We start from the raw sequence: 17,645 nt of genomic DNA, 5'->3' as shown, positions 1-17,645 counted from the left end.
GACCCCATGCCGAACTCAGAAGTGAAACGCCGTAGCGCCGATGGTAGTGTGGGGTCTCCCCATGTGAGAGTAGGGAACTGCCAGGCATCAAACAAGTGAAGAGGCCATCCGCAAGGATGGCCTTTTTGCGTTTCTGCGCTGCACAAACGTAGGCCGGGTAAGGCGAAGCCTCTACCCGCCAAGTCAGACCGCACACCACTTCACAACAAATTCTGCAATCCCATCCACATCATTCAAATTCAGCACCGGAACTTTAAGCGGCAATACAACATCACTCGCCACCGCAATTACATGCTCATCCAGCGTTAACTCGCTAACATCATGCCCGGCATCGCTTCTGAACAGCAGGATCTTAGGCACGGCCTCATGCTTAAACCCCTCAACCAGCACCAGATCAAGCGTGGCGTGATCCATTCGGCTGACCAGATATGCGAGATCCAGCGGCGCCTCATCCGGTGTTTCTGTCATCAAAGCCCAGCGCTGGTTGCTTGCCACCATTGTCTGTGCGGCACCTGCTTTGCGCAATTCATAGCTATCTTTGCCCGGCTTATCGACATCCATATGATGGTGCGTATGCTTAATTAATCCGGGGCGAAGACCTTTAACGCAAAGCACAGGGATCAGCTTCTTCAGCAGCGTGGTTTTACCTGTGCCGCTCCATGCGGAAATAGCTAAAACGGGTATCATCTCTTCTCCTGCATCCTCTGCAAATCTTCACATGTATTCACGTTCACAAACGCAGACGTGAGATCGCTAAAATCAACCGAATGGCCGCCAGACTGGCGCATAAAGACCATCACCCTGCGCTCTCCCGCCGCCAGATACTCCTGCAGAGCGGGCACCAGCGATCGGTGCATTAAGGCAATAGCAGGATGGTCGCGTTCGCCGTCATGCACCCAGACCACGGGCGCAGTGCCACGAAGCTTAACCAGACGCTCAACAAGACAGGATGGAATAAGCGGGGTATCGCAGGGGCAGAACAGAAACCACTCTCCGTTTGACTGCTGCATAACGGAGAGCATACCGGCCAGCGGCCCCGGGTAATCCTCAAGGTTATCCTGATAAACGGCGTACCCGCTGCGCTGATAGGTGTCGATATGCCTGTTAGCGCTGATGGCCATTGTCGTCACCTGGCCTGCGAGCGTATCTGCGACACATTGCCATAAGGGTTTGCCATTCAGGCGCTGGAGCCCCTTATCTTTCCCCCCCATCCGCGTTGCTCTGCCACCTGCCAGAACGACCCCGGTTATTTCCAGGCTAAGATTCACGAATATCGCCTCTTTTATTGTGGGATTGACCCTGCTAACGTGTCACTCTAAATGAAAGGAGCACCACCATGAAATGTAAACGTCTGAATGAAGTTATTGAACTCCTCCAGCCAGCCTGGCAAAAAGAGCCAGAGCTGAATCTGCTGCAATTCTTACAGAAACTGGCAAAAGAGTCAGGTTTTGACGGCGAGCTGGCAGACCTTTCTGACGACATCCTGATCTACCACCTCAAAATGCGCGACTCAGCCAAAGATGCTGTTATTCCTGGTATTCAGAAGGATTATGAGGAAGATTTTAAAACGGCATTGCTGCGCGCCCGAGGCGTAATTAAAGAGTAAAAGCTTGTAAGCGGAGCCACCGAAATCGCTACAAGATGATATCCTGAATCATTCGTATAATTTCCGGATGATCGGATGAACGACCAGGCTTTTACTTTCCAGACACTACACCCGGATACCATTATGGATGCCCTGTTTGAACAGGGTATTCGTGTGGATTCCGGGCTAACCCCATTAAATAGCTACGAAAACCGCGTCTATCAATTTCAGGACGAGGATCGTCAGCGCTTCGTCGTAAAGTTCTATCGCCCTGAACGTTGGTCTGCACAGCAAATTCAGGAGGAGCACCAGTTTGCTCACGATCTGCAGGTTGATGACGTTCCCGTTGCCGCGCCGATAAAGTTCAATAACCAAACGCTGCTCACGCACGAAGGGTTTTACTACGCCGTATTCCCCAGTTTGGGTGGCCGCCAGTTTGAAGCGGATAACATCGATCAGATGGAGTGGGTTGCTCGCTATCTGGGACGCATTCATCAGACGGGACGTAAAACAGCGTACACTGCCCGACCAACGATCGGGATTCAGGAATATCTCACTGAACCGCGTCAGATATTCGAAACATCTGCGCTGATCCCCGCTGCGTTAAAGGATGATTTCCTTAACGCCACCGATAAGCTTATTGCTGCGGTGAAAACCTGCTGGCGTGATGATATTTCCGTTCTGCGCCTGCACGGCGATTGTCATGCCGGAAATATTCTCTGGCGCGACGGCCCGCTGTTTGTCGATCTCGACGATGCGCGCATGGGACCAGCGGTTCAGGATCTGTGGATGCTGCTGAATGGGGACAAAGCCGAGCAGCGCATGCAGCTTGAAACGATTATTGAAGCCTATGAAGAATTTAGCCCGTTTAATTCAGACGAAATTGCCCTGATTGAGCCTTTACGTGCGATGCGTTTTGTTTATTATCTCGCATGGTTAATCAGGCGTTGGGACGATCCCGCATTTCCCCGTAATTTCCCGTGGCTTACCGGAGAAGATTACTGGCGCAGCCAGATATCTACATTCACTCAGCAGGTTAAGGTTCTTCAGGAACCCCCTCTGCAATTAACGCCGATGTATTAATTGGACACACCCAGGAGAGAGTTAATCATGAAAAAAATTTGGCTGGCGCTGGCAGGTATGATTCTGGCATTTAGCGCTTCTGCTGCGCAGTTTACCGACGGTAAACAGTTTATCACGCTGGAAAAGCCGGTTGCTGGCGAGCCACAGGTTCTGGAGTTCTTCTCGTTCTACTGCCCGCACTGCTATCAATTCGAAGAAGTGCTGCATGTATCTGACAACGTGAAGAAAAAGCTGCCGGAAGGCACCAAAATGACCAAGTACCACGTTGAGTTCCTGGGCCCGTTGGGTAAAGACCTGACTCAGGCGTGGGCGGTTGCGATGGCGCTGGGCGTGGAAGATAAAATCACTGCTCCAATGTTCGAAGCCGTACAGAAAACCCAGACCGTTCAAACCACTGCGGATATCCGCAAAGTGTTCGTTGATGCCGGCGTGAAAGGTGAAGAGTACGACGCCGCGTGGAACAGCTTTGTCGTGAAATCTCTGGTTGCTCAGCAGGAAAAAGCGGCTGCTGATCTGCAGCTTCAGGGCGTTCCGGCGATGTTTGTTAACGGCAAATATCAGCTGAACATGCAGGGCATGGACACCAGCAGCATGGATATTTTCGTACAGCAGTATGCTGACACCGTGAAATACCTGGTTGAGAAGAAGTAATTTTGTTGATATGAAAACGCCGGTCACTGACCGGCGTTTTTGTATGAAGATTTAATGCTGTCTATCTGTTCGTCTTTCTCTTTCCAGAGCGTATTAAGCCACTGCTGGAAACCACGTTTGAAATTCTTATCGTTTACGTAGTCACCGTGCAGCCCGGCATCTATCGGCACTAAATTCACCCGAACAACAATGCGCGTCAGCTTGCCGCTGAGCATGTCGAAAAATGGCGTCGTGTCATTTTTCGGATAGCAGAGCGTAACGTTCAGAAGTTTATCGAACTGTGCACCCAGCACGTTAAGCGCCATCGCAATACCCGCCGCCTTTGGCGGAAGCAGGTTCTGATAAGGGGAGCGTGTTTGTTGACGTTTATCTTCCGTAAACCGGGAGCCTTCAACAAAGTTCACGATGGTTGTTGGATGCGCGCGAAACTTTTCACAGGAACGGCGCGTGGTCTCCACATCCTTACCGCGACGCTCCGGATGACGAATCAAATAGCTGCGCGAATAGCGTTTCATAAACGGCATATCGAGCGCCCAGCAGGCCAGCCCGATAAAAGGCACCCAGGCGAGCTGCTGCTTCAGGAAGTATTTGTTCATCGGGATATGCTTGCGGAAAAGCACGCATAACACCACGATGTCTGCCCAGCTGTGATGGTTGCAGATCAGCAGGTACCAGTTCTTTTTGTTCAGGCTCTCCAGCCCTTCGACATCCCATTTAAGATGCGGGTTCAGGCACAGCAGGATCGCCAGTCCTTCACACCAGCAATACATCATGAAATTACAAAAAGCAGAGACGGATCGCCACACCGCAGGCACAGGCAGCAGCAGTTTAACGATCCCGGCGATAATGATCGGCACAGAACAGGCAACCGTCACCAGAATAGTTAAAATGATGCTTAGCGGTAATGTTATTGCAGCGAGTAATCTCGACATGATGAGCTTTTTCAGGTGGTTAGCTATAATGGAGCGGCCAATAATTCGGCGCAGGGCGCTGATTTTATCAGAAAAATGACAAAATAATGGCGCTTTCATATCGTCAATTGACGGCTTTTCCCCTGACGCAGAAGATTTCTCTAATATTGTGCGCTAATCAGGACTTATATCCACATAGACTAAATTGCCATCAGCAGGCTGTTATCATGCAGTGTTAGCCATTAACTGAATGATATTTAATGATTTATTCTCAGCGTGCGCCTGCTTTAAGTATCTGTTTTTCATTTGAAGTGAAAATATTCACAAACTTATCCACAGTTTGAATTTTGCGAGCGATCCTCACGATCGTAAAATCTTTTCCTCTATCGAACCTGAATAACTGATGTTTTCATCCTTCTGTGGCATCCTTTACGCATAAATTGATTAAAGGCACGGACATTATGGTTCAGATCCCAGAAAACCCACTTATTCTCGTCGACGGCTCTTCTTACCTGTATCGGGCGTACCATGCGTTTCCTCCTCTGACCAATAGCGCAGGGGAACCTACCGGCGCAATGTACGGCGTGCTGAACATGCTGCGCAGCCTGATCCTTCAGTATCAGCCCACCCATGCGGCTGTGGTTTTTGATGCGAAAGGCAAAACCTTCCGCGATGAGCTGTTTGAGCATTACAAATCCCATCGTCCACCAATGCCTGACGATCTGCGTGCGCAGATTGAGCCGCTGCACGCCATGGTGAAAGCAATGGGCCTGCCGCTGCTGGCCGTCTCTGGCGTAGAAGCCGACGACGTCATCGGTACGCTGGCGCGTGAAGCAGAAAAAATGGGCCGTCCGGTGCTGATCAGCACCGGTGATAAAGATATGGCCCAGCTGGTGACGCCAGGTATCACCCTGATAAACACCATGACCAACACCATTCTGGGGCCAGAAGAAGTGGTCACTAAGTATGGCGTGCCGCCAGAGCTGATTATTGACTTCCTCGCGTTGATGGGCGACTCCTCGGATAACATCCCTGGCGTCCCCGGCGTCGGTGAAAAAACCGCGCAGGCGCTGCTTCAGGGGCTGGGTGGCCTGGACACGCTCTACGCGGAATCAGACAAAATCGCCGGCCTCTCCTTCCGTGGCGCAAAAACCATGGCCGGGAAGCTGGAAGAGAATAAAGAAGTGGCTTATCTCTCCTATAAGCTGGCAACGATCAAAACCGATGTGGAACTGGAGCTGGGCTGTGAGCAGCTGGAAGTGCAACAGCCTTCCGCTGACGACCTGCTGAGCCTGTTTAAGAAATACGAATTCAAGCGCTGGACCACTGACGTAGAAGCCGGTAAATGGCTGCAGGCAAAAGGGGCTAAACCTGCTGCTAAGCCGAAGGAGACGATTGTCGTTGATGCCGAAGAGCAGGCGGAAGAAGAAGCCGCCGCGCTCTGCTTCGACAACTACGAAACCATTCTGGAAGAGTCGCAGCTGATCGCCTGGATCGAAAAACTGAAAAAAGCGCCGGTCTTTGCCTTTGACACTGAAACAGACAGCCTCGACAACATCTTAGCCAATATGGTGGGATTGTCCTTTGCGACAGAGCCGGGTGTTGCCGCCTACGTTCCTGTGGCGCACGACTACCTGGATGCGCCGGAGCAGATCTCCCGCGAGCGCGTGCTTGAGCTGCTGAAGCCGATCCTGGAAGACGAAAAGGCGCTGAAGGTCGGGCAAAACCTCAAGTACGACCGCGGCATTCTGCAGAACTACGGCATTGAGCTGCGCGGGATTGCCTTCGACACCATGCTCGAATCCTATATTCTGGACAGCGTGGCGGGCCGTCATGATATGGATTCCTTATCTGACCGCTGGCTCAAGCACAAAACCATCACCTTTGAAGAGATTGCCGGTAAAGGGAAAAATCAGCTCACTTTTAACCAGATTGCTCTTGAAGAAGCAGGGCGCTATGCGGCGGAAGACGCCGACGTCACGCTGCAGCTGCACCTGAAGATGTGGCCGAAACTGCAAAAGCACGAAGGTCCGCTGAACGTCTTCCAGCATATTGAGATGCCTCTGGTGCCCGTGCTGTCCCGTATTGAGCGCAACGGCGTTAAGATCGATCCAACGGTGCTGCATAACCACTCTGGCGAGCTGGCGCAGCGTTTGACCGAGCTTGAGCAAAAAGCGCACGATCTTGCAGGCGAGCCGTTTAACCTCTCTTCACCGAAACAGCTGCAAACCATCCTGTTTGAAAAGCAGGGCATCAAGCCGCTGAAGAAAACCCCTGGCGGCGCGCCGTCAACCTCTGAAGAGGTGCTGGAAGAGCTGGCGCTGGACTATCCGCTGCCAAAAGTGATTCTGGAGTACCGCGGTCTCGCGAAGCTGAAGTCTACCTACACGGATAAACTTCCGCTGATGATCAACCCGAAAACGGGTCGCGTGCACACGTCGTATCATCAGGCTGTCGCGGCTACGGGGCGTCTCTCTTCGACCGATCCTAACCTGCAGAACATCCCGGTGCGTAATGAAGAGGGGCGCCGCATTCGTCAGGCTTTCATCGCCCCAGAGGATTACCTGATTGTCTCGGCTGACTACTCGCAAATTGAGCTGCGCATTATGGCGCACCTGTCCCGCGACAAAGGTCTGCTGACGGCATTTGCGGAAGGGAAAGATATCCACCGTGCGACCGCGGCTGAAGTCTTCGGTTTGCCGCTGGAGAGCGTGACCAACGAACAGCGCCGCAGTGCTAAGGCGATCAACTTCGGTCTGATCTACGGCATGAGCGCGTTTGGCCTTTCACGCCAGCTCAACATTCCGCGCAAAGAGTCGCAGAAGTATATGGATCTCTACTTCGAGCGTTATCCGGGCGTGCTGGACTATATGGAACGCACCCGCGCGCAGGCGAAAGAGAAAGGTTACGTTGAAACCCTGGATGGCCGTCGTCTCTATCTCCCGGACATCAAATCCAGCAACGCGGCGCGCCGCGCTGGCGCAGAGCGTGCGGCGATCAACGCCCCGATGCAGGGAACCGCGGCGGACATCATCAAGCGCGCCATGATTGCCGTGGATGCCTGGCTCGAGAAAGAGAAGCCGCGCGTGAAAATGATCATGCAGGTACACGATGAACTGGTGTTTGAAGTGCACAAAGACGATCTCGATATTGTGTCGAAAAAGATCCACGAACTGATGGAAAGCAGCATGACGCTTGACGTGCCGTTGCTGGTGGAAGTGGGAAGTGGTGAAAACTGGGATCAGGCTCACTAAAGGTTCAATGAATAACGCGCGTTTTATGTAAGTTAGCAACATAACAACGCGCGTTTTGTGACGATCATTAGAATTCCCTATGTAAAGAATGAAAAAAAACTACAAAAAGTGCTTTTTCTACAGCAAAAAAAGGGGTAGAGTTATCGACGTAGGGTACAGAGGTAAGATGTTCTATCTTTCAGACCTTTTACTTCACGTAATCGGATTTGGCTGAATATTTTAGCCGCCCCAGTCAGTAATGACTGGGGCGTTTTTTATTGTGGCAAAGAAAAGTTCGGGCAAAAAAAAGCGCGGACATTGCCGCGCTCGGTATTACTCTGCTTCCGCTTCTGTTGCGGGTTCCAGCTCGTTAAACCAGCTGTCGAGCTTCTGACGCAGCTTGTCCACGCCCTGTTTTTTCAGCGAAGAGAAGGGCTCAACCTGTACGTCGCCATTGAAGGCCAGTACCGCTTCGCGAACCATATTCACCTGCGCTTTACGCGCGCCGCTTGCCAGCTTGTCGGCTTTCGTCAGCAGGACCAGCACGGCAATATCGCTTGCTACGGCCCAGTCGATCATCTGCTGATCGAGATCTTTTAGCGGGTGACGAATATCCATCAGCACCACCAGACCTTTCAGGCACAGGCGTTTTTCCAGGTATTCGCCCAGCGCACGCTGCCATTTGATCTTCATCTCTTCTGGCACCTGCGCATAACCGTATCCCGGCAAGTCGACGAGGCGTTTGCCTTCAGCCACTTCAAAGAGGTTAATCAGCTGGGTACGGCCAGGTGTTTTTGAGGTACGCGCCAGGTTCTTCTGATTGGTCAGCGTATTCAGGGCGCTGGATTTCCCCGCATTTGAGCGGCCAGCAAATGCCACTTCAATACCGGTATCAGAAGGCAGGTGGCGAATATCGGGCGCACTGGTGACAAAATGCGTCTGTTGGTAGTTCCAGGTAGTCACGTGGTCGTCTCCAAAAATCGTAATCTGGAGGGATTATACCCGAATGCGGGCAAAAGGCTTTTCTCATTGCACCAGGCCTGCAGGCGAATGCCCAAACCGTTGTGAGAGATCGGCTAATGTTGCTATGGGAGATTTCAGAGAATTCGCAGGTGTCAAAAAAGCCAAACTGTTTTAAATCATAAGCTTATTTCCGGGTAATTGTCTGAAAATCTCGTTTTGTACCGTTTCGTTGCTTGTCAGTTTACGCGAACAAGGTAAAGTATGCGTCAGGGCGAGGAAGCCAACAGGAATTAGACTTAAGGATTAGGGTCAGGAGCGCCAGGAGGCGAAGACGCAGGACAGTCAGGACGACCAGCGCCTGGAGGCGTTTTAACAGGAAATGGAACCATACACGGACGGTATCAGCCAAAGGATAAACAGGGTGTGTTGTTGGTAAACATGGAATGTCTGACCCGTTAAGGGTTGTGAGTCAGGAAAAAAGGCGACAGATTGCTCTGTCGCCTTTTTTCTTTGCTTGCTTTCTGCTAGATTTCGCCGCAATTCTATACTGAAGAAAACGACTTAAAGATAAAACATCATGAAAAAACCAACCTCCGCTGCGGGCGCAAAACGCCCTGCAAAAGCACGCCGCAAAACGCGCGAAGAACTGAACCAGGAAGCGCGCGATCGCAAACGCGATAAGAAGCATCGTGGCCATGCTGCGGGTAGCCGTGCAAACGGCGGTGGTGCAGCGGGCGCTTCTGCAAAAAGCAAGCAGCAGAAAGATCCTCGTATCGGCAGTAAAACTCCCATTCCACTGGGCGTGTCAGACACCCCGGTCACTAAGCAGCACAAACCAAAGAGCGAGAAACCTATGCTTTCACCGCAGGCTGAGCTGGATATGCTGGAGAACGATGAGCGCCTGGATGCGCTGCTGGAACGTCTTGAAGAGGGTGAAACCCTGACCGCCGAAGAGCAGTCATGGGTAGATGCCAAACTGGACCGCATTGATGAGCTGATGCAGAAGCTGGGCCTGTCTTACGATGACGAAGACGACGAAGAGGAAGAAGAAAAGCAGGAAGATATGATGCGTCTTCTGAAAGGTGGAAACTAACATTTGCACCCGGCAGGCACGATAGTCCTGCTTATAACCCTTCCGGTTATATGTTATCTGGTGTGGTTATTCGTTAAACTACGGCGGTTGTCGCGGCGACAGAAGTGGCTGCGCACCCGAATGATGGCCCGCGATGGGGCCAGAACGGGCCGCCGTATACGAACGCGACACCAACGGAAGGAGTGAGCATGTCAGCACCAACTATCGACTGGGATTTGGCCCTAATCCAGAAGTATAACTATTCCGGGCCGCGTTATACCTCATACCCCACCGCGCTGGAGTTCTCCGATGCCTTCGGCGAGGCGGATTTTCAGCAGGCCGTCGCGCGCTATCCAGAACGTCCGCTGTCGCTCTACGTCCATATTCCGTTCTGCCACAAGCTCTGCTACTTCTGCGGCTGCAATAAAATCGTGACCCGTCAGCAGCATAAAGCCGACCAATACCTCGATGCGCTCGAACAGGAAATTGTGCACCGCGCGCCGCTGTTTAAAGGTCGTCACGTCAGCCAGCTTCACTGGGGCGGCGGCACGCCCACCTATCTTAATAAGGCGCAAATAAGCCGCCTGATGACGCTGCTGCGCGGAAATTTCAATTTTAACGACGACGCCGAAATCTCGATCGAAGTCGATCCGCGTGAAATTGAGCTGGATGTCCTGGATCATTTACGTGCGGAAGGCTTCAACCGTCTGAGCATGGGCGTGCAGGATTTCAATAAAGAGGTGCAGCGTCTGGTGAACCGCGAGCAGGACGAAGAGTTTATCTTCGCCTTACTCAACCACGCACGTGACATCGGATTTACCTCGACCAACATCGACCTGATTTACGGCCTGCCAAAGCAGACGCCGGAGAGCTTCGCCTTTACGCTGAAGCGCGTGGCTGAACTCAGCCCGGACCGCCTCAGCGTCTTTAACTACGCGCACCTGCCGACGCTATTCGCCGCTCAGCGCAAAATTAAAGATGCGGATCTGCCTTCTGCCCAGCAGAAGCTGGATATCCTGCAGGAAACCATCACCTCGCTGACCGAGAGCGGCTATCAGTTTATCGGCATGGATCACTTTGCCCGTCCGGACGACGAGCTGGCGATTGCCCAGCGCGAAGGGGTACTGCACCGTAACTTCCAGGGTTACACCACCCAGGGCGATACCGATCTGCTCGGCATGGGCGTCTCTGCCATCAGCATGATCGGTGACTGCTACGCGCAGAACCAGAAAGAGCTAAAGCTCTACTACCAGCAGGTAGATGAAACCGGCAACGCGCTGTGGCGCGGCATCGCGCTGACCCGTGACGACTGCATTCGTCGCGATGTGATTAAGGCGCTTATCTGCAACTTCCGTCTCGACTTTAGCGACGTGGAAGCACAGTGGGAGCTGACGTTCAGCGAATATTTTGCGGAAGACCTGAAGCTGATTGCGCCGCTGGCGAAAGACGGGCTGGTGGATATATCGGAGAGTTCAATTGAGGTCACGCCGAAAGGGCGTCTGTTGATCCGTAATATCTGCATGTGCTTTGACGCGTATCTGCGTCAGAAAGCGCGTATGCAGCAGTTCTCACGAGTGATTTGAAACGTAGGCCGGGTGAGGCGAAGCCGCCACCCGGCTTTTACGTTTCTAACCCGCTAGCTAAACAGCCCAACCAGCGCCGCGCACAGCACCGCCGCAACGGCGGTTTGTGGCGTGTGGCTTTCAACTGCCCCGCTAGAGAGCATATTGACTAATGTTTCCAGCATGATCTACACCCCCAATTTCCGGGCACGATCATACAAAACTCATCGGAACAGTAAAGCGCAAAATAACGGCAATTTGCGCTCAATTAATAACCTTTACACAGCGGAGTGAGATCACTCCATTCCCAGCTCTTTCAGCTTGCGCGTCAGGGTATTACGTCCCCATCCCAGCAGGCGCGCGGCTTCCTGCTTATGGCCCTGCGTATGACGAAGCGCGGTGGTCAACAGCGTACGCTCCATCTCTGGCTGAGCCTCAGACAGCAGGTTTTGATGACCGGAACGCAGCGCGCGGTCGGCCCACTGCGCCAGCAGCGTCGCCCAGCTGTCCGGCAGCGCGTGCCCGGTGCTGCTTTCTGGCGCGGTGGCCTCAAACAGCTCGGCCGGTAAATCCTGAATCAGCACTTCCTGACCGGCGGCCATCACGGTTAACCAGCGGCAGGTGTTTTCCAGCTGACGCACGTTGCCCGGCCACGCCAGGCGGGTGAGGGCAGCATCGGTTTCCGGGTGAAGCTGCTTGGCTTCCACGCCCAGCTCGCGGGCTGCCACCTGCAGGAAATGACGCGCCAGGCGAGGAATATCTTCCCGACGCTCGCGCAGCGGCGGCAAATGAACGCGAATGACGTTCAGGCGGTGGAATAAATCCTCACGGAATTTCCCCTCCTGCACGCGCAGCTCCAGGTTCTGGTGGGTCGCGGCGATAATGCGCACGTCCACCTTCACCGGCGCATATCCGCCCACGCGGTAAAATTGTCCGTCGGCCAGCACGCGCAGCAGGCGGGTCTGAACGTCCAGCGGCATATCGCCGATTTCGTCCAGGAACAGCGTGCCGCCGTCAGCCTGCTCAAAGCGCCCCTGCCGAATGGTATTCGCGCCGGTAAACGCCCCTTTTTCATGGCCGAACAGCTCGGACTCAATCAAATCCTTCGGGATCGCCGCCATGTTCAGGGCGATAAACGGCGCTTTTGCCCGCGGGCTATGGCGATGTAACGCATGCGCCACCAGCTCTTTACCCGTGCCCGATTCGCCGTTAATCAACACGCTGATGGACGAACGAGACAGACGGCCAATAATGCGAAACACGTCCTGCATCGCCGGCGCTTCGCCGATGATGTCAGTGGTTGGCCCAAAATCGGGGGCGTGGCGCGGCTGTTGCTGCTCCTGGTAGTGGCTAATCGCGCGCTCTACCAGCGCCACCGCTTCGTCGATATCAAACGGTTTGGGCAGATAATCGAACGCCCCTTGCTGATAGGCGCTCACCGCGGCATCCAGATCGGAGTGCGCGGTCATTATGATGACCGGGAGCATCGGATGGCGTTGTTTGATCTGCTTTAACAGCGCCAGCCCGTCCATGCCCGGCATGCGAATATCCGAGAGCAGTACGTCCGGCGTTTTGGTGGTGAGTGCGTCGAGCACCTCGCTGCCGCTCTCAAACGTCGTGCAGCTTAATCCTGCCCCTGTGAGCGCGCGTTCAAGCACCCAACGGATGGAGCTATCGTCATCGACTACCCAGACTATCCCTCGTTGCATAAACGTCACCTTTATTTTTTAATCGGCAGGAAAACCGAAAACTCGGTATGTCCCGGCCAACTGGTAAATTCAATTTTTCCGGAGTGCTGATCGATCAGGCTGCGGGCGATAGATAAGCCCAGTCCCGTACCGCCTTCGCGCCCGCTCACCATCGGGTAGAACAGGGTGTCCTGCAGATGAGAAGGAATGCCGGGACCGTTATCCTCAACGTCGATGCGTGCCGCCAGACGATAGCGCACGCCGTGCAGCGTGAGCTGGAAGGCGGTGCGGGTGCGTAAAATAATCTCGCCGCCTTCCGGCCCCAGCGCCTGCAGCGCATTGCGCACGATATTCAGCAGGACCTGCTCAATCTGGTCCGGGTCATGCGCCAGTTCCGGCAGGCTTGGGTCGTAATCACGCACCAGCGTGACGTTCTCCGGCAGCTCCATCGAGACGAGCTTCACCACCCGTTCCGCGACTTTATGAATGCTTTCTGAAACGTGCATACCCGGCTGCTGCGGCCCGAGAAGGCGATCGACCAGGTTACGCAGGCGGTCCGCCTGCTCAATGATGACGTTGGTGTACTCCGCCAGCGCGGGATCGGGCAGCGCCTTGGTCAGAAGCTGCGCCGCGCCGCGTAACCCACCCAGCGGGTTTTTGATTTCATGCGCCAGACCTCGCACCAGGTCACGGGCGGCAATTTGCTGCGCATGCTGAAGCTGCTCCTGGCTCAGGCGACGCTGATTATCCATCGGCGCCATTTCCAGCAGGATCAGTCCTTCCGGCAAACGCTGCGCGGTAAGGGAAAGAATATGTGAGCGCCCGTCGATCACCAGCGTGACTTCGTTATCGGTGAACCCCTGACCGGCCTGCAAACTCTCCTGCATCAGGCCAATATTCAGCGAGAAATAGCTCAACAACTCAGGAAGCGGGGTGCCAAACAGTTTGCGTGAACTCTGGGCGAGCAGCTGTTGCGCCGCCGGGTTGGCGTAATGGACGGCCAGCTCGTCGTCGACCAGCAGGATGCTGTTAATCAAAGAATTGAGGATCTGCCCAGCATCGGGCAGCGTGCCAGTTGCCATTCAGCAGTCTCCTGGATTCGTTGCACTGTTTTAGTGCAGTATAGCGGTTTCGGCGTAAAAAGCGCGTGATATCAGGTTGTTGGTGGAGAAAAAAGCCCATCCGGAGATGGGCTAAAAGTTTCCACGGCAACTACCCCCGGCGCTTTTCACGCCGGGTAAAACAACTAAATTAAACGCTGTAGTACAGTTCGAACTCAACCGGATGCGGAGTCATACGCACGCGGTCGTTCTCTTCAGTACGCAGGGCGATGTAAGCATCGATAGCGTCGTCAGTGAATACGCCACCCGCAGTCAGGAACTCGCGGTCTGCGTCCAGCGCCTGCAGGGCTTCTTCCAGAGAGCCAGCAACCTGTGGGATCTCTTTCGCTTCTTCTGGCGGCAGGTCGTACAGGTTTTTGTCCATCGCTTCGCCTGGGTGGATCTTGTTCTTGATACCGTCCAGACCGGCCATCAGCAGCGCTGCGAAGCACAGGTATGGGTTAGCCGCTGGGTCCGGGAAGCGCACTTCGATACGACGCGCTTTCGGAGACGCTACCACCGGGATACGGATAGAAGCAGAACGGTTACGCGCAGAGTAGGCCAGCATCACTGGCGCTTCGTAGCCCGGGACCAGACGCTTGTAGGAGTTGGTGGTTGGGTTCGCCAGGGCGTTGATCGCTTTAGCGTGTTTGATAACACCACCGATGTAATACAGCGCCTGCTCGGACAGACCGGCGTATTTGTCGCCAGAGAACAGGTTGGTACCGTTCTTGGACAGAGACATGTGGCAGTGCATACCGGAACCGTTGTCGCCAAACATTGGTTTTGGCATGAAGGTCGCGGTTTTACCGAAACGGTGCGCTACGTTGTGCACAACGTATTTGTAGATCTGAATTTCGTCCGCTTTTTTGGTCATGGTGTTGAAGCGGGTTGCCACTTCGTTCTGACCCGCAGTCGCCACTTCGTGGTGGTGCGCTTCAACAACCAGGCCCATCTCTTCCATCACCAGACACATGGTGGAACGGATGTCCTGTGCAGAGTCGACCGGAGGAACCGGGAAGTAACCGCCTTTCACGCCAGGACGGTGACCTTTGTTACCACCTTCGTATTTGGTGGAAGAGTTCCATGCGCCTTCGATGTCGTCGATAGCCACATGGGAGCCAGAAATAGAGGCACCGAAGCGGATGTCGTCGAACAGGAAGAATTCTGGCTCTGGCCCGAACAGAACGGTGTCCGCGATGCCGGTAGAACGCAGATACTCTTCAGCGCGTTTTGCGATAGAACGTGGGTCGCGGTCGTAGCCCTGCAGCGTGCCTGGCTCGAGGATGTCGCAGCGGATGATCAGGGTTGGTTCTTCGAAGAACGGATCAATGACCGCAGTGGTTGCGTCTGGCATCAGAACCATGTCGGATTCGTTAATGCCTTTCCAGCCACCAATGGAGGAGCCGTCAAACATTTTGCCTTCTTCAAAGAATTCGGCGTTCACCTGATGAGCAGGGATTGTGACGTGCTGTTCTTTACCTTTGGTATCGGTGAAGCGCAGATCAACAAACTTCACTTCATGTTCGTTCAGCATCGTCAAAACGTGTTCAGCGGACATACTTAACTCTCCAGATTGGTCATTGTCGTCGTGGTAACGAGGTCTTCAATTTCTGTTGGTACTGGCTGTTGCCATGTATTTTTTATAAAGCGAAATCTGTGCCAACTTTTAAAACACCCCAAAAAGGCGTTATCATGCGCACCATAGTGCAAAAGGGCTGCACCACGATGGATTTGTTGCACCAGTATAGTGCTTCAATGTGAACATTGAGCACCATATTGGTGCAATTTACGTTAAGGTGCCCTTTTACCGCTCCGTGAAAGCGATCACAAAGCATCTCTGCAATACTTGTTTGCGGGGGATGTTTGTGATCCTGTTTTGTAGTGCGATTAATCCGTGTACAATAACGCGCTATTTCTAAATGCCTGAGGCAAAGTTGTGATCGAAAATTTGCGTAACATCGCCATCATCGCGCACGTTGACCATGGTAAAACTACCCTGGTTGATAAGCTGCTGCAGCAATCCGGTACGTTTGATGCGCGTGCCGAAACCCAAGAACGCGTGATGGACTCCAACGATTTGGAGAAAGAGCGTGGGATTACCATCCTCGCGAAAAACACCGCGATTAAATGGAATGACTACCGTATCAACATCGTTGATACCCCAGGGCACGCCGACTTCGGTGGTGAAGTTGAACGTGTAATGTCCATGGTAGACTCCGTTCTGCTGGTCGTTGACGCAATGGATGGCCCAATGCCACAGACGCGCTTCGTGACCAAAAAAGCTTTTGCCCATGGTCTGAAGCCAATCGTTGTTATCAACAAAGTTGACCGCCCTGGCGCGCGTCCTGACTGGGTTGTTGACCAGGTATTCGACCTGTTCGTTAACCTCGACGCGACCGACGAGCAGCTGGACTTCCCTATCGTTTACGCTTCTGCGCTGAACGGTATCGCAGGTCTGGACCACGAAGACATGGCTGAAGACATGACCCCGCTGTATCAGGCGATTGTTGACCGTGTTCCTGCGCCAAACGTTGACCTGGAAGGCACCCTGCAGATGCAGATCTCCCAGCTCGACTACAACAACTACGTTGGCGTTATCGGGATTGGCCGTATCAAGCGCGGTAAAGTGAAGCCTAACCAGCAGGTCACTATCATCGATAGCGAAGGCAAAACCCGTAACGGTAAAGTCGGTAAAGTACTGACTCACCTGGGTCTTGAGCGTATCGAGAGCGACATCGCTGAAGCGGGCGACATCATCGCAATCACCGGTCTGGGTGAACTGAACATCTCCGACACCATCTGCGATCCGCAGAACGTCGAAGCGCTGCCAGCCCTGTCCGTTGATGAACCAACCGTATCCATGTTCTTCAACGTCAACACCTCTCCGTTCTGTGGTAAAGAAGGTAAGTTCGTTACCTCGCGTCAGATCCTTGACCGCCTGAACAAAGAGCTGGTGCACAACGTTGCGCTGCGCGTTGAAGAAACCGAAGACGCTGATGCGTTCCGCGTATCCGGTCGTGGTGAGCTGCACCTGTCCGTTCTGATCGAAAACATGCGTCGTGAAGGTTTCGAGATGGCGGTTTCCCGTCCGAAAGTAATCTTCCGCGAAATCGACGGCCGTAAACAAGAGCCGTTCGAAAACGTAACGCTGGACGTAGAAGAGCAGCACCAGGGTTCTGTGATGCAGGCGCTGGGCGAGCGTAAAGGCGACCTGAAAAACATGAATCCAGACGGCAAAGGCCGCGTACGTCTCGACTACGTGATCCCAAGCCGTGGCCTGATCGGCTTCCGTTCAGAGTTCATGACCATGACTTCTGGTACGGGTCTGCTGTACTCCACCTTCAGCCACTACGACGATGTTCGTCCGGGCGAAGTGGGCCAGCGTAACAACGGCGTACTGATCTCCAACGGTCAGGGTAAAGCGGTTGCGTTTGCGCTGTTCGGTCTGCAGGATCGCGGCAAGCTGTTCCTGGGTCACGGTGCTGAAGTTTACGAAGGCCAGATCATCGGTATTCACAGTCGTTCTAACGACCTGACCGTAAACTGCCTGACCGGTAAGAAGCTGACCAACATGCGTGCGTCCGGTACTGACGAAGCAACGGTTCTGGTTCCACCGATCAAGATGACTCTGGAGCAGGCTCTGGAATTCATCGATGATGACGAACTGGTAGAAGTGACTCCACAGTCAATTCGTATCCGTAAACGTCACCTGACCGAGAACGATCGTAAACGTGCTATGCGCGGTGCGAAAGAAGACTAATACGGTCAATCCGTAATAAAAAAAGCCGCTGATC

15 protein-coding genes and 1 rRNA gene are annotated in these 17,645 nt (G+C 53.6%); 8 read left to right on the top strand and 8 right to left on the bottom strand.

Annotated features, from left to right (window positions below):
- Nucleotides 1–86: ribosomal RNA gene (rrf, locus tag USG84_RS20820) — 5S ribosomal RNA — on the top strand; the annotation flags it as partial.
- A gap of 97 nt (nt 87–183) precedes the next feature.
- Here the strand turns inward: rrf and mobB are convergent.
- Nucleotides 184–687, bottom strand: coding sequence for a molybdopterin-guanine dinucleotide biosynthesis protein MobB (mobB, locus tag USG84_RS20815; RefSeq protein ID WP_151412559.1), 504 nt, complete (start codon nt 685–687; stop codon nt 184–186).
- On the bottom strand, nt 684–1,268 hold the full coding sequence (mobA, locus tag USG84_RS20810; protein ID WP_253543454.1) for a molybdenum cofactor guanylyltransferase MobA: 585 nt from the start codon (nt 1,266–1,268) through the stop codon (nt 684–686). The genes mobB and mobA overlap by 4 nt, the downstream gene beginning before the upstream one ends.
- 68 nt (nt 1,269–1,336) lie before the next feature.
- On the opposite strand from mobA, the gene USG84_RS20805 reads away from it, so the two are divergent.
- The 3 genes from USG84_RS20805 (at nt 1,337) to dsbA (ending at nt 3,319) form a co-directional block, all read left to right on the top strand.
- On the top strand, nt 1,337–1,606 hold the full coding sequence (locus USG84_RS20805; RefSeq protein WP_151412558.1) for a YihD family protein: 270 nt from the start codon (nt 1,337–1,339) through the stop codon (nt 1,604–1,606).
- A 75-nt stretch (nt 1,607–1,681) separates the two neighbouring features.
- Nucleotides 1,682–2,668 (top strand): serine/threonine protein kinase, encoded by a 987-nt coding sequence (locus USG84_RS20800; protein WP_151412557.1) that lies wholly within the window; start codon nt 1,682–1,684, stop codon nt 2,666–2,668.
- A gap of 27 nt (nt 2,669–2,695) precedes the next feature.
- Nucleotides 2,696–3,319 carry a thiol:disulfide interchange protein DsbA gene (gene dsbA / locus USG84_RS20795; RefSeq protein ID WP_028014899.1) on the top strand — a complete coding sequence of 208 codons (624 nt, stop codon included), beginning with the start codon at nt 2,696–2,698 and terminating at the stop codon, nt 3,317–3,319.
- Between the two features lie 23 nt (nt 3,320–3,342).
- Here dsbA and USG84_RS20790 read toward each other — a convergent pair whose 3' ends face one another.
- The gene (locus USG84_RS20790) at nt 3,343–4,251 is read right to left on the bottom strand and encodes an acyltransferase (RefSeq protein ID WP_151412562.1); all 909 of its coding nucleotides are present in this window, start codon (nt 4,249–4,251) and stop codon (nt 3,343–3,345) included.
- A 440-nt stretch (nt 4,252–4,691) separates the two neighbouring features.
- Here USG84_RS20790 and polA point away from each other — a divergent pair, with 440 nt between their 5' ends.
- Entirely contained in the window at nt 4,692–7,484 is a 2,793-nt protein-coding gene (gene polA, locus USG84_RS20785; protein ID WP_151412556.1) for a DNA polymerase I, read from the top strand.
- A gap of 312 nt (nt 7,485–7,796) precedes the next feature.
- Here polA and yihA read toward each other — a convergent pair whose 3' ends face one another.
- Complete coding sequence (gene yihA / locus USG84_RS20780; RefSeq protein ID WP_061096546.1) at nt 7,797–8,426, bottom strand: ribosome biogenesis GTP-binding protein YihA/YsxC; 630 nt, start codon at nt 8,424–8,426, stop codon at nt 7,797–7,799.
- A 577-nt stretch (nt 8,427–9,003) separates the two neighbouring features.
- Here yihA and yihI point away from each other — a divergent pair.
- Nucleotides 9,004–9,519: a Der GTPase-activating protein YihI gene (gene yihI, locus USG84_RS20775; RefSeq protein ID WP_151412555.1), complete on the top strand. Its 516-nt coding sequence runs from the start codon at nt 9,004–9,006 to the stop codon at nt 9,517–9,519.
- 188 nt (nt 9,520–9,707) lie between these two features.
- Nucleotides 9,708–11,081, top strand: a complete 1,374-nt coding sequence (hemN, locus tag USG84_RS20770; RefSeq protein ID WP_151412554.1) for an oxygen-independent coproporphyrinogen III oxidase — start codon at nt 9,708–9,710, stop codon at nt 11,079–11,081.
- A gap of 53 nt (nt 11,082–11,134) precedes the next feature.
- On the opposite strand, the gene USG84_RS20765 is transcribed toward hemN, so the two are convergent.
- The 4 genes from USG84_RS20765 to glnA form a co-directional block, all read right to left on the bottom strand.
- Nucleotides 11,135–11,245 carry a YshB family small membrane protein gene (locus USG84_RS20765; protein WP_023331639.1) on the bottom strand — a complete coding sequence of 37 codons (111 nt, stop codon included), beginning with the start codon at nt 11,243–11,245 and terminating at the stop codon, nt 11,135–11,137.
- Between the two features lie 111 nt (nt 11,246–11,356).
- A complete protein-coding gene (gene glnG / locus USG84_RS20760; protein WP_028014893.1) occupies nt 11,357–12,769 on the bottom strand; it encodes a nitrogen regulation protein NR(I) in 1,413 nt (470 codons plus the stop codon).
- Between the two features lie 11 nt (nt 12,770–12,780).
- Nucleotides 12,781–13,830 carry a nitrogen regulation protein NR(II) gene (gene glnL / locus USG84_RS20755; RefSeq protein WP_014172250.1) on the bottom strand — a complete coding sequence of 350 codons (1,050 nt, stop codon included), beginning with the start codon at nt 13,828–13,830 and terminating at the stop codon, nt 12,781–12,783.
- Nucleotides 13,831–13,999: 169 nt separating this feature from the next.
- Complete coding sequence (gene glnA, locus USG84_RS20750; protein ID WP_008501856.1) at nt 14,000–15,409, bottom strand: glutamate--ammonia ligase; 1,410 nt, start codon at nt 15,407–15,409, stop codon at nt 14,000–14,002.
- Nucleotides 15,410–15,787: 378 nt separating this feature from the next.
- On the opposite strand from glnA, the gene typA reads away from it, so the two are divergent.
- Nucleotides 15,788–17,611, top strand: coding sequence for a ribosome-dependent GTPase TypA (gene typA, locus USG84_RS20745; RefSeq protein ID WP_028014891.1), 1,824 nt, complete (start codon nt 15,788–15,790; stop codon nt 17,609–17,611).
- Nucleotides 17,612–17,645 lie beyond the last annotated feature (34 nt).

The sequence above is a fragment of the Enterobacter sp. 168J2 genome (assembly GCF_034107265.1).
Classification (GTDB): domain Bacteria; phylum Pseudomonadota; class Gammaproteobacteria; order Enterobacterales; family Enterobacteriaceae; genus Enterobacter; species Enterobacter nematophilus.
This window is presented reverse-complemented; position numbering and strand designations above follow the sequence as displayed.

What these genes read in the sequence shown, in the direction of transcription:
- mobB (WP_151412559.1), bottom strand. Translation starts at nt 687, where the DNA reads ATGATACCCGTTTTAGCTATTTCCGCATGGAGCGGCACAGGTAAAACC.
- USG84_RS20805 (WP_151412558.1), top strand. Translation starts at nt 1,337, where the DNA reads ATGAAATGTAAACGTCTGAATGAAGTTATTGAACTCCTCCAGCCAGCC.
- USG84_RS20800 (WP_151412557.1), top strand. Translation starts at nt 1,682, where the DNA reads ATGAACGACCAGGCTTTTACTTTCCAGACACTACACCCGGATACCATT.
- dsbA (WP_028014899.1), top strand. Translation starts at nt 2,696, where the DNA reads ATGAAAAAAATTTGGCTGGCGCTGGCAGGTATGATTCTGGCATTTAGC.
- USG84_RS20790 (WP_151412562.1), bottom strand. Translation starts at nt 4,251, where the DNA reads ATGTCGAGATTACTCGCTGCAATAACATTACCGCTAAGCATCATTTTA.
- polA (WP_151412556.1), top strand. Translation starts at nt 4,692, where the DNA reads ATGGTTCAGATCCCAGAAAACCCACTTATTCTCGTCGACGGCTCTTCT.
- yihI (WP_151412555.1), top strand. Translation starts at nt 9,004, where the DNA reads ATGAAAAAACCAACCTCCGCTGCGGGCGCAAAACGCCCTGCAAAAGCA.
- hemN (WP_151412554.1), top strand. Translation starts at nt 9,708, where the DNA reads ATGTCAGCACCAACTATCGACTGGGATTTGGCCCTAATCCAGAAGTAT.
- USG84_RS20765 (WP_023331639.1), bottom strand. Translation starts at nt 11,245, where the DNA reads ATGCTGGAAACATTAGTCAATATGCTCTCTAGCGGGGCAGTTGAAAGC.
- glnG (WP_028014893.1), bottom strand. Translation starts at nt 12,769, where the DNA reads ATGCAACGAGGGATAGTCTGGGTAGTCGATGACGATAGCTCCATCCGT.
- glnL (WP_014172250.1), bottom strand. Translation starts at nt 13,830, where the DNA reads ATGGCAACTGGCACGCTGCCCGATGCTGGGCAGATCCTCAATTCTTTG.
- glnA (WP_008501856.1), bottom strand. Translation starts at nt 15,409, where the DNA reads ATGTCCGCTGAACACGTTTTGACGATGCTGAACGAACATGAAGTGAAG.